12 protein-coding genes and 1 pseudogene are annotated in these 13,096 nt (G+C 68.3%); 9 read left to right on the top strand and 4 right to left on the bottom strand.

The genetic code is table 11. The annotated features are described in order from the left end of the window. Positions 1–118 (top strand): annotated as a pseudogene (locus MKK67_RS15130) (IS110 family transposase); the annotation flags it as partial. A 161-nt stretch (positions 119–279) separates the two neighbouring features. Here the strand turns inward: MKK67_RS15130 and dapE are convergent. Further along, a complete protein-coding gene (gene dapE, locus MKK67_RS15125) occupies positions 280–1,449 on the bottom strand; it encodes a succinyl-diaminopimelate desuccinylase (protein ID WP_243965867.1) in 1,170 nt (389 codons plus the stop codon). Between the two features lie 454 nt (positions 1,450–1,903). Between dapE and MKK67_RS32940 the strand changes: the two genes are divergently transcribed. Then, positions 1,904–2,314 (top strand): PilZ domain-containing protein, encoded by a 411-nt coding sequence (locus MKK67_RS32940; protein WP_409568404.1) that lies wholly within the window; start codon positions 1,904–1,906, stop codon positions 2,312–2,314. Here MKK67_RS32940 and MKK67_RS15120 read toward each other — a convergent pair. Beyond that, positions 2,259–4,601 carry a glycogen debranching N-terminal domain-containing protein gene (locus MKK67_RS15120; RefSeq protein ID WP_243965866.1) on the bottom strand — a complete coding sequence of 781 codons (2,343 nt, stop codon included), beginning with the start codon at positions 4,599–4,601 and terminating at the stop codon, positions 2,259–2,261. The two genes, MKK67_RS32940 and MKK67_RS15120, sit on opposite strands and share 56 nt — an antisense overlap. A 148-nt stretch (positions 4,602–4,749) precedes the next feature. Continuing rightward, the gene (locus tag MKK67_RS15115) at positions 4,750–5,880 is read right to left on the bottom strand and encodes a glycosyltransferase family 4 protein (protein ID WP_243965865.1); all 1,131 of its coding nucleotides are present in this window, start codon (positions 5,878–5,880) and stop codon (positions 4,750–4,752) included. A 385-nt stretch (positions 5,881–6,265) separates the two neighbouring features. Here MKK67_RS15115 and rpmI point away from each other — a divergent pair, with 385 nt between their 5' ends. The 7 genes from rpmI to MKK67_RS15080 all read left to right on the top strand — a co-directional run bounded on the left by rpmI (position 6,266) and on the right by MKK67_RS15080 (position 12,302). Then, positions 6,266–6,469, top strand: a complete 204-nt coding sequence (rpmI, locus tag MKK67_RS15110) for a 50S ribosomal protein L35 (RefSeq protein ID WP_007561407.1) — start codon at positions 6,266–6,268, stop codon at positions 6,467–6,469. A 50-nt stretch (positions 6,470–6,519) separates the two neighbouring features. Then, entirely contained in the window at positions 6,520–6,897 is a 378-nt protein-coding gene (gene rplT / locus MKK67_RS15105) for a 50S ribosomal protein L20 (protein ID WP_007561402.1), read from the top strand. A gap of 186 nt (positions 6,898–7,083) precedes the next feature. Further along, complete coding sequence (pheS, locus tag MKK67_RS15100) at positions 7,084–8,166, top strand: phenylalanine--tRNA ligase subunit alpha (RefSeq protein ID WP_243965864.1); 1,083 nt, start codon at positions 7,084–7,086, stop codon at positions 8,164–8,166. Positions 8,167–8,189: 23 nt separating this feature from the next. Further along, the gene (locus tag MKK67_RS15095) at positions 8,190–8,489 is read left to right on the top strand and encodes a hypothetical protein (protein ID WP_243965863.1); all 300 of its coding nucleotides are present in this window, start codon (positions 8,190–8,192) and stop codon (positions 8,487–8,489) included. Next, entirely contained in the window at positions 8,489–8,971 is a 483-nt protein-coding gene (locus MKK67_RS15090) for a hypothetical protein (RefSeq protein ID WP_243965862.1), read from the top strand. The genes MKK67_RS15095 and MKK67_RS15090 overlap by 1 nt, the downstream gene beginning before the upstream one ends. Positions 8,972–8,989: 18 nt before the next feature. Beyond that, entirely contained in the window at positions 8,990–11,410 is a 2,421-nt protein-coding gene (gene pheT / locus MKK67_RS15085; RefSeq protein WP_243965861.1) for a phenylalanine--tRNA ligase subunit beta, read from the top strand. Positions 11,411–11,420: 10 nt separating this feature from the next. Beyond that, positions 11,421–12,302, top strand: coding sequence for a DUF1186 domain-containing protein (locus MKK67_RS15080; protein ID WP_243965860.1), 882 nt, complete (start codon positions 11,421–11,423; stop codon positions 12,300–12,302). On the opposite strand, the gene MKK67_RS15075 is transcribed toward MKK67_RS15080, so the two are convergent. Beyond that, a complete protein-coding gene (locus MKK67_RS15075) occupies positions 12,291–13,076 on the bottom strand; it encodes a HesA/MoeB/ThiF family protein (RefSeq protein WP_243965859.1) in 786 nt (261 codons plus the stop codon). The genes MKK67_RS15080 and MKK67_RS15075 overlap by 12 nt on opposite strands. Positions 13,077–13,096 lie beyond the last annotated feature (20 nt).

Here is a 13,096-nt window from a genome sequence, read left to right as displayed (position 1 = left end):
CGACCGCCTGGTCGCTGCCGGCAAGCCCAAGATGGTCGCCGTCATCGCCGCCGCCCGCAAGCTCCTCACCATCCTCAACGCCATGCTCAGGGATGAAAAACCATGGCAAAGCGCTTGACCTCCAACACAGTCGCTGAGGTGACGGAGCGAAGCGGAGGCCTCGAAGGAGCCCTCCAGGGATCGCGGAGCCATCTGGAGGGCTCCTTCGAGGCCCGCTGACGCGGGCACCTCAGGATGAGGGCGCGGGTTGGAAGGACGGGATCTGACCGTGCAGCGCCGTCAGCCCCGCTTGGGGAAGTAGGCCTCCAACACCCGCCCGTAGATCGCCGTCAGCCGGTCGAGATCGGCCACCGCCACGCATTCATCGACTTGGTGCATGGTCTCGCCGACGAGGCCGAACTCGATCACCGGGCAGGCATCCTTGATGAACCGGGCATCCGAGGTGCCGCCGGTGGTGGACAACGTCGGCGTCAGGCCGGTCTCGGCCTGGATCGCCTGGGACACCAGATCCACGAAGGCGTCCGGCTGGGTCAGGAAGGCCGGGGCGTTCGACGGCTGCAGGTCGAGGGTGAAGCGCACGGCGTTGCCGGCCGCTTGCTCCAGACGCTTCCGGAGTTCGGCGCCGAGGCTGGCGGCGGTCCAGTCGTCGTTGAAGCGGACATTGAACGTCGCCCGGGCGGTGGCCGGGATCACGTTGGTGGCGGGGTTGCCGACATCGATCGTCGTGAATTCGAGGTTCGAGGCGTCGAAATGCGCGGTGCCACCGTCGAGCGGTTCCGCGACCAGCGCCGAGGCGAGCCGCAGCAGACCGGGGATCGGGTTCTCGGCCTTGTGCGGATAGGCGACGTGGCCCTGGCGTCCGAGCACCGTGAGCTTGCCGGTGAGCGAGCCGCGACGGCCGATCTTGATCATCTCGCCGAGACGGCCGGGATTGGTCGGCTCTCCGAGCAGGCAATGGTCGAAGCGCTCGCCCCGGGCGCGGGCCCAGTCCAGCAGCTTGACGGTGCCGTTGACCGCTGGCCCCTCCTCGTCGCCGGTGATCAGGAAGGCGATCGAGCCGGGAAACGCGCGGCCCCGGCCCGCGATGAAGGCCAGGGTCGCGGCCAGCATGCAGGCGATGCCGCCCTTCATGTCGGCGGCCCCGCGCCCGTAAAGCATGCCATCCGCCACCGCCGCCTCGAACGGGCCGTGGCGCCAGGCCCCGTCGCCTTCCGGCACCACGTCGGTATGGCCGGCGAAGACCAGGCAGGGGCCGCGCTCGCCGAGGCGCGCATAGAGGTTCGGCGTATCGGGATAGCCCGGCTCGGAGAAGACCGGCCGCGCGATCGCGAAACCGACCTCTTCCAGGGCCTGCGCCACCACGTCGAGGGCACCGCGATCCTCCGGCGTGACCGAGGGACAGCGGATCAGCTTTTGGGCAAGTGACAGGGCGGAATGGTCGGCCGGCATGTGCGAGTCCCGGGACAACAGGTCTTGCGATGCCCCTTACACCAAGTCGGTGGGATCCGAAGGCGGTGCGCCAGTCCTGCCGTACGGGACGCGCCTTGGGCATCCGGTTGGCAGCGCGGATCGAAGCGCCACGCTCAAGCCTCACACGAATGCGTGAAGTCTGATTTGCGTCGCGACGCAGTCAGACCGAGTCGGTCGTTTCGGCGGAAACAAGCGCGCCATTGAATAGAACGCAATGGGATGACGCCAATGAGAGCCCGTTTGACCGGTCTTTCCTCTTCTCGACCTCATCCTGAGGTGCTGCGCAGCAGCCTCGAAGGAGCCCTCCAGCCAGCCGCGCGATCCCTGGAAGGCTCCTTCGAGGCTGCTGCGCAGCACCTCAGGATGAGGGGACGATTGGGATACACGTCGGTCAGAACCGGCACGCGACTGCGATCACGCCGTCAAACAAGCTCTGAGGAGCACCGCGATCGGCTTCCCCGTCGGCGCGGCAGCCACCAGGCGCGACGGCCAGCGGCGGGCGGTCCTGATCCCGGCGACGATCCGGTGTCCCGATGGCGAATCCATCAGCTGCATCCTGCGGGACATGTCGCCGTGCGGCGCCAAGCTGTCGGTCTCCCGCCGGCATCGCCTGCCGCAGACCTTCACCCTTACGGTGCCCGGCCACGACACGTGCGATCCCGTCCGCCGGGTCTGGCAGCGTGCCGACACCGCCGGTGTCGTCCTCGCCCTGCCAACGACCGGCGAGACCCGACATCCGAGGGCTTGCCGCCGCAGCCCGATCCTGGGGCTGCGGCGGGACGCGGCGCCTACTTCGTCACCACCACATGCACGTCGCCGTGGCGGCGCAGCACCGACACCGTGACGTCATCGTCGTAGCGCTGGAACCGGATGTCGAGGCGCGAGGATCCGAGCTTGACGTTGTAGAGCGTCACGCCGTCGAGGAACCCCGGCAGGATCGGGTTCTTGAGCCGGACGCTGTTGCGGTCGTGGTCGAGTTCCAGGCCGAGGCAGGCGGCCAGGAACGCGAACGGCGCCGCCGCCGCCCAGGCCTGCGGGCTGCAGGCGACCGGGTAGGCCACGGGACCGCGCTGGCGCCGGCGCATGAAGCCGCAGAACAGCTCCGGCAGGCGCTTCTGGTCCTGGTAGAGCGAGGTGTCGAACATCCCCTGGAAGATGCGCGCGGCCTCATGCTTGCGGTCGTAGCGGGCGAGCCCCATCGCGATCAGCGCGTTGTCGTGCGGCCAGATCGAGCCGTTGTGGTAGGACATCGGGTTGTAGCGCGCCTCGCCCTTGGCGATGGTGCGGACGCCCCAGCCGTTGAACCCGTCCTTGCACAGCAGGGTTTCGGCGACCCGGGCCGCCCGCTCGGGCTTGGCGATGCCGGTGAACAGGGCGTGCCCGGCATTCGAGGAGCGCACGGCGCATTGCTTCTTCGCGCCGTCCAGCGCCAGCGCGTAGGTGCCGAGCTCCTCGTTCCAGAAGGCCGCATCGAAGCGCTCGCGCAGGGCGGTGGCTTCGAGCGAGAGCCGCTCGGCCATCGGGTCGTGCCCGAGCAGAGCCGCGAGCTTGGCCATGCCGGTCTTGGCGGCGTAGACATAGCCCTGGACCTCACAGAGCGCGATCGGCCCCTTGGCGAGCTGGCCGTCAGCGTGGAAGATCGAATCGTGGCTGTCTTTCCAGCCCTGGTTCTCCAGGCCCTTGTCGGTGTCGCGGGCGTATTCGACGAAGCCGTCCCCGTCCCGGTCGCCGTAGCGGTCCATCCATTCCAGCGCGAGTTCCAGCGACGGCCAGATCGCCCGGATCGTCTCAAGGTCGCCCGTGACGCCGTAATATTCCCAGGCCAGCATCACGAAGAGCGGCGTGCCGTCGATCGTGCCGTAATAGTGGCGGAACGGCACTTCGCCGAGCATCGCCATCTCGCCGCGGCGGGTCTCGTGCAGCACCTTGCCGGGCTGCGCGTCGGCGGCCGGGTCGACCGCCTGGGCCTGGGTGGCAGCGAGGTAGCGCAGGACGCCGCGGCCGAATTTCGGATCGATCCACAGCGCCATCAGGGCGGTGATGATGCCGTCGCGGCCGAACACCGTGGAATACCAGGGGATGCCGGCGAACGGGTAGATCCCCTCCGGCGTCCGGCTCGCCAGCATGTAGAGGTCGGCAGTGGCCCGGCACAGGCCCTCGTTGAACTGGTCGTTCGACGAGATGATCGTGGTGATCCCCGCCGTCAGCGCGCGCAGGTCCCGGCGCGAATCGCGGTAGGCGCGCGCGAAGATCATGCCCTCGGCGAGGTCCTTCGGCTCACGCCGGGCGCCGCCGACATTGGCCGCGAGCGTCAGCTTGGCGGCCGCATCCTCGCCGACCATCTCGTCGCTCGGCGGCTTGGTGAAGGCCCGGTGGGCTTCGAAGGCCACGCGAATGAACAGCGAGGCGCGACCCTCCGGCGGCAGCGATACGTCGAAGGCGACGCGGCCCGGCTCGATCAGGTCCGGCTTTGGGCCGAAATGCAGCGACGTGGTCCGCACGATCTCGTCGAGGCCGACGTAGCGGAACTGCACCTCCCGATCGCTCGCCACCAGGACGCCGCGCTTGCCGCGCTCCTTCCGGTCGGTGCCGCGCACCTCGAACAGGTCGCGGTAATCGGCATCGAAGGTGACGGCGATGCGCAGGCGGCGGTGCTTCGAATCGAAGGAGCGCAGGCCGATCCGGTCGTAGCAGGCGCCCCGGAACAGGAACTTGGTGCGCTCGATCGCGATCGTCTCGCGCGGGATCGAGGTCTCGTCATGAGCCTCGAGGCGGATATCGGGCGTCGTCATGTCGACGCTGAGCGCGCCGTTGTCGTCCTGCATCACGGAGGACAGCATCAGCGGGCGCTGCCCCTCCACGGTGAGTTCGAGGCGGGAGAGATAGCGGGTGTCCTGGAAATACAGGCCCTCCGGCCCGGGCTGGACGCCGATATCCCCGTAGGAATCCAGGACCCCGAAGGCCTCGCCGAACTTCAGCGCGCGCAGGGGCCGCTCGACCAGCGAGGTATGGGCCTCGATGTGGTAGGTCGGCAGCACCTCGTCGGCGTCTTGGAAGCCGGGCGCCACCGTGACGGTGCTGGCCTGTGTCCGGGCGGTCGCGTTGTGGGCCGCCGTATTCTCCGCCGCCATGCAGAACGTCTCCGAGTGCGTGTGAGGGGTACGAATCGAGAGGGCCGCCGCATCGGCTCTGATGCGGCGGCCCTCGTGAACATTCGGATGAGGCGCCTTTACGACGCTAGGCCGGGCGGGCCGTGTCTCGCAAGCCCGATGCCGGATCTTAGGCCGGCATCGCCGCGACGGAGATCGCCGGCCGCGCCGAGCCGTTGACGTCGCCGTAATGCGGCGTGAAGCCGGATTTGGGCAGCTGGATCACGTCGGCCCCGCGGGAGAGCAGCTCCTCGTAGGCGGCCACGTATTTCTTGACCATGCACTCGGCGGTGAACTGGCTTTCGAAGTGTTTGCGCACGCCCTGGCGGCTCATCGTCTTGACCTTGGCCACGGCCTCGACCGCGTCGTCCATGGTCTGGCAGAGCACGCCGCTCACGCCATCCTTGATCACTTCCGGCACGGAGCCGTTGCGGAACGCGATCACTGGGGTGCCGGCCGACATCGCCTCGATCATGACCAGGCCGAAGGGCTCCGGCCAATCGATCGGGAAGGCGAGCGCCAGGGCGTTGCCGAGGAAGGCCTTCTTCTGCTCCTCGTTGATCTCACCGATATATTCGACCAGCGGGTGATGCGTCATCGGCTCGATGACCTCGTCCCAGTAATCCTGGTCGGCCTTGTCGACCTTGGCGGCGATCTTGAGGGGCGTGCCGGAGCGGATCGCCATCTCGATGGCGCGGTCGGGGCGCTTCTCCGGGGAGATGCGGCCGAGGAATGCCAGGTAGCCGCCCTTGGCCTCCGGGGCGTACGGGCAGTTCTGCGACGGCAGGCCGTGATGGATCGTCGACAGCCAGTTGACGTTCGGCGGCATGGGCTCGCGCTGGTTGTCGGAGATCGACACGAGCGGCATGCCGGTAAAGGTGCGGTAGACCGGCATGAAGTCCGGCACGTCGAGGCGACCGTGCATCGTGGTGATGCACTTGTGGTTCAGATCCTCGAACATCGGATACTGAAGCAGATCGATATGGAAATGGAGGATATCGAACTCGTGAGCCCGGCGGTGCACCTGGTGCAGCATGGCCAAGTGGCTGGCGGTGTGATCGCGGTAGCCGAGCAGGCGCAGGCCCTCCGGCGTGCAGGCCGCGAGCTTCGCCGACGTCTCCGAATCGCCGCTGGCGAACAGCGTGACGTCGTGGCCCTGGCGGACCAGTTCCTCGGTGATCCAGCTGACGACGCGCTCGGTGCCGCCGTAGAACTTCGGAGGGACGGCCTCCGACAACGGAGCGATCTGGGCAATGCGCACGAAGTGTCTCCTGGTTGGCCGACTTTGACAGGGGATCTAACCCTGCCGGCCTGAGCGGGACATGAATGAAACCGACGGCCAAGGTTATGGTTCCTCCGCCAGACGGTGTCGCTGCGCGTTTTGTGCGGCGCGGGATCTATCCCCGCATTCCCCGAACCCCGCCCCCCCTCGCGGACCGGGATCGGTCTCGCGGCAGCCGTGCCGAGCCGAGGCGGAAGCCGTTGCCGTCGCTGCGGGTTTCTGTCATAAGCCGCCCCGCGTCGAACCGCCCGGCCGATAGGGCTGCCGTGGCGGCTCGTGCTGCTCCACCAGAAGCATCATCGCGCACACCTCATCCGACCCTCACGGGTCGGCCCGGAGGGATTTTCGCGCAACGGAGAGCCAAATGCCCAAGCTGAAGACCAAATCAGGCGCCAAGAAGCGCTTCAAGATCACCGGCACCGGCAAGGTGATGTACGCCCAGGCCGGCAAGCGCCACGGGATGATCAAGCGGACGACCAAGCAGATCCGCAACCTGCGCGGCACCACGACCCTGTTCGAGGGCGATGCCGCCAACGTGAAGAAGTACTTCCTGCCGAACGCGCGGTAAGTCTTCGACACCCGTTGCCACTGTCTTTCGTCGAAACCAGGAGATAACCGATGGCCCGCGTCAAGCGCGGCGTGACCAGTCACGCGAAGCACAAAAAAGTTCTGAAGGCCGCCAAGGGCTATTACGGCCGGCGCAAGAATACGATCCGCATCGCCAAGCAGGCGGTCGAGAAGGGCATGCAATATGCCTATCGCGACCGCAAGAATAAGAAGCGCACGTTCCGCGCACTGTGGATCCAGCGCCTCAACGCGGCGGTGCGCGAGCACGGCCTGACCTATTCGCGCTTCATCAACGGTCTTGCGAAGTCCGGCATCGTCGTCGACCGCAAGGCGCTGTCGGAGCTGGCGATCCACGAGCCGGCGAGCTTCGCTGCCGTGGTCGAGAAGGCCAAGGCCGCCCTCCCCGAGACCACCGCCAAGGCCGCCTGAGGCTCAATCTCCCGCGCAGGCGGACGGAAGGCGCGGCTCTCCTTTGGGAGCTGCGCCTTTTTTGTTTCCGAGCTGCTGCGGGGCGGCCCCGTTGCCGTTTGCGCGGATGCCCCGACTTGCGCGAATGCGAACGGCGCGCAAAAGCATGCGGCGATCACGGACCGCCAACCCAGTTCGAAAAAAACGATGACCGATCTCGACAGCCTCGAACGCGATCTCCTGGCCCAGGTGACGGCTGCGTCCGACGAGGCGACCCTCGACGCCGTGCGCGTGGCCGCGCTCGGCAAGAAGGGCAGCGTCTCGGACCTGCTCAAGACCCTGGGCTCGATGACGCCCGAGGAGCGCAAGGAACGCGGCCCCCTGATCAACGGCTTGCGGGACCGGGTCCAGGGCGCAGTCACGATCCGCAAGAGCGCCCTGGTCGAGGCTGCCCTGGAGGCCCGCCTCGCCTCGGAGCGGGTCGACGTGACCCTGCCCCTGCGCGAGGCGCCGGAGGTGCGCGGCCGGATCCATCCGATCACCCAGGTGATCGACGAGATCACCGCGATCTTCGCCGATATGGGCTTCGCCGTGGCCGAGGGCCCGGATATCGAGACCGACGAGCTGAACTTCACTGCGCTGAACTTCCCGCCCGGCCACCCGGCCCGCGAGATGCACGACACGTTCTTCCTGGCGCCGGACCATACCGGGAAGCGCAAGGTGCTGCGCACCCACACGTCTCCGGTCCAGATCCGCACGATGCGGTCGCAGACGCCGCCGATCCGGGTGATCATCCCGGGCCGGACCTACCGGCACGATTCCGACCAGACCCACACCCCGATGTTCCATCAGGTCGAGGGGCTGGTGATCGACACAGCAGCCAACATCGCCAACCTGAAATGGGTGCTGGAAGAGTTCTGCAAGGCGTTCTTCGAGGTCGACGGCGTCAAGATGCGCTTCCGCCCGTCGTTCTTCCCGTTCACCGAGCCGTCGGCCGAAGTCGACATCCAGTGCTCCCGCAAAGGCGGCGAGATCCGCTTCGGCGAGGGCACCGACTGGCTGGAGATCCTGGGCTGCGGGATGGTGCACCCGAACGTCCTGCGCAATTGCGGCCTCGATCCGGACGCGGTGCAGGGCTTCGCCTTCGGGGTCGGCATCGACCGCATCGCCATGCTCAAATACGGCATGCCGGATCTGCGGCCGTTCTTCGAGGCGGATGTCCGCTGGCTCGACCATTACGGCTTCCGGCCGCTCGACGTGCCGAGCCTGATCGGCGGTTTGACGGGGTAACGCGCGAGCGGGAGGCGGCCACGATGACAGAGGGCGAGATCCGCACGATCGCCAACGAGATCCTGTCTCGGACGCTGGGAAGTTCCGGCTATGAGCGAGTCGAGGTGCAGCCCGGCCTCGATCATGCCGGCGAGCCCTCATGGTTCCTCAAGGCGGTGTTCAAGCCAGGATCCGGTGTCACCGACGGCGGACGTTTGAACGGCGCCAATGCCGATCTGCGGATGAAGCTGTTGGAACGCGGCGAGGACCGATTTCCCTACCTGAACGTCGAATATCCTGATGACGAGGTGCTGGCTGACGACGAAGAGCTTGAGAAGCCGTAATGCCGCGTCTCGGCAATCCCCTCGTCTATGATCTTCTCGATGTGGCGGACACGCTGGCGCGCCAGAGCGGCCGCATGAACTTGCGCAAGGCTGCGATGCGACGGGCGGTGAGCAGCGCCTATTATGCCGTGTTCCACGCCTTCTGTTTCGTCTGTGCGAGCGTGATCGTCGGCTGGAAGCGGAGCGCCGAACTGGAATCCGTCTACCGCATGCTCGACCATGGCCAAATCAGGAAGCGTCTGACATCTCCGGAAGCAGCTCAGATCGCGCCGGATGTAGCCAGGATCGGTGCGACCTTCACGGTTCTCCAGGAGCGCCGGCATCTGGCCGATTACAGCTCGCCAGCTCTGCCGGTGAGCCGCAATGAAACCCTCGCGATCCTGGCTCGCGCCCGCGAGGCCGTGGAGGCTCTCGAATCCCTTGGCGATGATCAGCGGCGCAAGCTGGCCGTCCTCCTCATAACGAAAGCGCGGCTCTCCTGAGCCGCAAGGTTCCGACTGATGAAATTCACCCTCTCCTGGCTCAAGGACCACCTCGACACCGAGGCGTCCCTCGACACGATCGCCGAGACGCTGACGCGGATCGGCCTCGAGGTCGAAGGCGTCGAGGACAAGGCGGCCGCGCTCAAGCCTTACGTGGTCGCCCGGATCCTGACGGCCGAGCAGCATCCCAACGCTGACCGGCTCCGGGTCTGCACCGTCGAGACCGGCGCGGGCGAGCCGGTGCAGGTGGTCTGCGGCGCGCCGAACGCGCGGGCCGGCCTCATCACGGTGTTCGCGCCGCCCGGCACCTACGTGCCCGGCAAGGCGATCACCCTCTCGGTCGGCACGATCCGCGGCGTCGAGAGCCGGGGCATGCTGTGCTCGGGTTCCGAGCTCGGCCTCGGCGAGGACCATGACGGCATCCTCGAGCTTCCGGCCGAGGCGCCGGTGGGCCAGGGCTACGCGCTCTATGCCGGGCTCGACGATCCGGTGATCGAGATCAACCTGACGCCGAACCGCCCGGACTGCACCTCGGTCCACGGCATCGCGCGCGATCTCGCGGCAACCGGGATCGGCACGCTCAAGCAACAGGCCCTGCCGGGCGTGCGGGGCGAAGGCCCCTGCCCCGTCGAGGTCGACCTGTCCTTCGCGCCGGAGGACCGGCAGCTCTGCCCGCTCTTCGCCCTCCGGCTGGTGCGTGGCGTGAAGAACGGCCCGTCGCCGGCCTGGATGCAGGCGCGGCTGCGGGCGATCGGCCTGCGCCCGATCAACGCGCTCGTCGACATCACCAACTACATCACCTTCGACCGCGGCCGGCCGCTGCATGTGTTCGACGCCGCCAAGGTGTCGGGCAAGCTCACGGTGCGGCGGGCGCGGGACGGCGAGAGCCTGCTGGCGCTCGACGGGCGCACCCACACGCTCACCGACGACGTGGTGGTGATCGCCGATGAGGCCGGCGTCGAATCGATCGCCGGCATCATGGGCGGGCAGGCTTCGGGCTGCGACGAGAGCACCACGGACGTGCTGATCGAATCGGCCCTGTGGGATCCGGCGAACATCGCCCAGTCCGGGCGGCGTCTCGGTATCATCACCGATGCCCGGTACCGGTTCGAGCGCGGCATCGACCCGGCCTTCACGCTGCCGGGGCTCGACCTGGCGACGCGCCTCGTGACCGAGTTGTGCGGCGGCACGCCCACGCAGGCGACGATCGCCGGCGAGCCGCCGGAATCCGAGCGGATCATCGACTTCCCGTGGACCGAAGTGCGGCGGCTGGCCGGCATCGAGCTGTCGCGGATCGAGATCAAGCTCATCCTGGAGACGCTGGGCTTCCACATCTCGGGCACCGGCGACCGGGTGAAGGTGCTGACGCCGTCCTGGCGGCCGGATGTCGAGGGCAAGGCCGATCTTGTCGAGGAGGTCGTCCGCATCGCCGGTCTCGACCGGATCGAGCCGAAACCCCTGCCGCGGCTCGCCGGGATCGGCCGGCCGCTGCTCACCGTGATGCAGAAGCGCACCCGCACCGCCAAGCGCGCCCTCGCGAGCCGTGGCCTGATGGAGGCGGTGACCTGGTCCTTCGTCCCGCGCGCGGATGCCGAGCAGTTCGGTGGCGGCGGTGCCGATCTGGTGCTCGCCAACCCGATCGCCTCGGAACTGTCGGACATGCGTCCGAGCCTCGTGCCGGGGCTGCTCCGGGCCGCACAGCGCAATGCCGATCGCGGCTACCCGGATGCGGCCCTGTTCGAGGTCGGCCAGTGCTTCGCCACGGACGAGCCGGAAGGCCAGAGCATCCGCGCGGCCGCGGTGCGGCGGGGCAGCGCCACCTTGGCGGGCGCCGGGCGCCACTGGGACGGATCGACCAAGCTTGTGGATGTCTTCGACGCCAAGGCCGATGCCCTCGCCCTGCTGGGCGCCCTCGGCGTGCCGACCGGCGGTCTCCAGGTGACCGCGGGCGGCCCGTCCTGGCTCCACCCGGGCCGCTCGGGCACCCTGCGCTTCGGGCCGAAATCCGAGATCGGCTGGTTCGGCGAGGTGCATCCGCGGACGCTTCAGGCCCTCGACCTCAAGGGCAGCTTGGTGGCGTTCGAGATCGTGCTCGACGCGCTGCCGCTGCCCAAGCACAAGCCGACCAAGGCCAAGCCGGCGCTGGCTCTGTCCGAGTTCCAGCCCCTGTCCCGGGACTTCGCCTTCGTGGTCGGGCGCGACGTGCCGGCGGGCGACATCGTCAAGGCGGCCCAGGGGGCCGAGCGCAAGCTCGTCACGGGCGTCGAGGTGTTCGACCTCTACGAGGGGACCGGCGTTCCGGAGGGCTCGAAATCGGTGGCGATCGCGGTCCGTCTGCAACCGGTGGAGCGCACCCTGACCGATGCCGAGATCGAGGCGGTGAGCGCGAAGATCGTAGCTGAAGTCTCGCGCCGGACCGGCGCGACCCTGCGCGCCTGAGGACGATCGCATGAGCCGGATCGCAGCCCTCATCGAAGACCTGTCCGCGTCCGAATACCGGCCGACCAAGGCCCTGCGCGAGGCGCTGGCGCATCCGGCCGAGATCGCCGAGGCGACGCTGCCGCTGCTGGAGGCCGCGGCCAAGGGTGATGAGCTAATCCCTGAGCAGGAGAACCTTCTGTTCTGGGGCCTGCACGTCATGGCGCAGGCCCGGGACACGCGCGCCCTGGCCCCGCTCCTCACGCTGCTCCGGCAGGACGAGGAGACGCTCGACGCGATCCTGGGCGACGCCGTGACCGCGACCCTGTCCAAGGTCGTAGCGAGCCTGTTCGACGGGGATCACCAGCCGCTGTTCCGGCTGATCCTCGACAGCACCGTCGACGATCTCACCCGCATGGCGCTGCTGTCGGCCTGCACCTTCCTGACCCTGGAGGGCCGGATCGACCGCGATGCGATGCACGCGCTGCTGGTCCGGTTCGACGACGCGAAGGCGGCCGTCGAGGAAGGGCCGGCCTGGGTCGGCTGGGAGGAGGCGATCGCGCATCTCGGCTTCCGCGACCTCGCACCCCGCGCCGCGGCGGCCCGTGCCGACGGGCGGATCACCGACGAGATCAGCGACGCCGACTGGTTCAAGGAGGCGCTGCGCAAGGCCGAGACCAAGCCCGACGACCGGGACCGGCTCGGCCCCTACCAGTACGGCTATCTCGACGATCCGGTCGAGGCGCTCGACTGGACCGCGGAGGGCGCGGGCGAGCCGCAGCGCAACCCGTTCAAGGATGTCGGGCGCAACGACCCCTGCCCTTGCGGCTCGGGCAAAAAATTCAAGAAGTGCTGCCTCGGCAAGGCTGAAGCCGACGGCCCCTGGATGCCGCCGGGCGCCCTACTCGGCTGACGTGCCGGCGCCGCTGAGCGGATTGTCCGGGTCCCAGCCGTAGCTCAACGTCTCGAATCGCATCGAACGGGCATCGACCATCAGCAGGCGCCCGACCAGCGGCTCGCCGAAATCCGCCACGGCGCGGATCGCTTCCATCGCCATCAGCGAGCCCATCACCCCGGCCAGCGCCCCGAGCACCCCGGCCTCGGCGCAGGCTGGCACGCTGCCTGGCGGCGGCGGATTCGGGAACAGGCAGCGATAGGTCGGGTTCGGCTTGCCGTCGGGACCGGTCTCGTGCGCCCGGATGGTGGTGAGCGTGCCGTCGAACCGGCCGAGCGCCGCCGTCACCAGCGGGCGCCGTGCGTGGAAGCAGGCATCCGAGATAGCGTAGCGCGTGGCGAAGTTGTCGGAGCCGTCGGCGACGAGGTCGTAGCCCGCGATCAGGTCGACGGCGTTGTCCGGCGCGATGCGGAATGGATGCGGGACCACCGCGACGTGCGGGTTGAGCCGCGCCACCGCGTCGGCCGCGCTCTCGACCTTGGGCCGGCCGAGATCCGGTGTGCCGTGGATCACCTGGCGCTGAAGGTTCGAGAGCGAGACGGTGTCGTCGTCGACGATACCGATCGTGCCGATGCCGGCGGCCGCGAGGTACTGGATCAGCGGCGCACCGAGCCCCCCGGCCCCGATCACCAGCACCCGGGCCGCCTTGAGGCGCGCCTGTCCGGGGCCGCCGACCTCGGCCAGGACGAGGTGGCGGGCGTAGCGTTCGATCTCGTCGGGAGCCAGGGCCATGGGCAGGAGATAGTCGTCCG

The sequence above is a fragment of the Methylobacterium sp. J-072 genome (genome assembly GCF_022829425.1).
Classification (GTDB): Bacteria; Pseudomonadota; Alphaproteobacteria; order Rhizobiales; family Beijerinckiaceae; genus Methylobacterium.
This window is presented reverse-complemented; position numbering and strand designations above follow the sequence as displayed.

Excerpts from the sequence above, each read along its gene's own strand:
- pheS (WP_243965864.1), top strand. The coding sequence starts at position 7,084 with ATGACCGATCTCGACAGCCTCGAACGCGATCTCCTGGCCCAGGTGACG.
- MKK67_RS15075 (WP_243965859.1), bottom strand. The coding sequence starts at position 13,076 with ATGGCCCTGGCTCCCGACGAGATCGAACGCTACGCCCGCCACCTCGTC.
- MKK67_RS15120 (WP_243965866.1), bottom strand. The coding sequence starts at position 4,601 with ATGGCGGCGGAGAATACGGCGGCCCACAACGCGACCGCCCGGACACAG.
- dapE (WP_243965867.1), bottom strand. The coding sequence starts at position 1,449 with ATGCCGGCCGACCATTCCGCCCTGTCACTTGCCCAAAAGCTGATCCGC.
- MKK67_RS15095 (WP_243965863.1), top strand. The coding sequence starts at position 8,190 with ATGACAGAGGGCGAGATCCGCACGATCGCCAACGAGATCCTGTCTCGG.
- rpmI (WP_007561407.1), top strand. The coding sequence starts at position 6,266 with ATGCCCAAGCTGAAGACCAAATCAGGCGCCAAGAAGCGCTTCAAGATC.
- MKK67_RS15090 (WP_243965862.1), top strand. The coding sequence starts at position 8,489 with ATGCCGCGTCTCGGCAATCCCCTCGTCTATGATCTTCTCGATGTGGCG.
- rplT (WP_007561402.1), top strand. The coding sequence starts at position 6,520 with ATGGCCCGCGTCAAGCGCGGCGTGACCAGTCACGCGAAGCACAAAAAA.
- pheT (WP_243965861.1), top strand. The coding sequence starts at position 8,990 with ATGAAATTCACCCTCTCCTGGCTCAAGGACCACCTCGACACCGAGGCG.
- MKK67_RS15080 (WP_243965860.1), top strand. The coding sequence starts at position 11,421 with ATGAGCCGGATCGCAGCCCTCATCGAAGACCTGTCCGCGTCCGAATAC.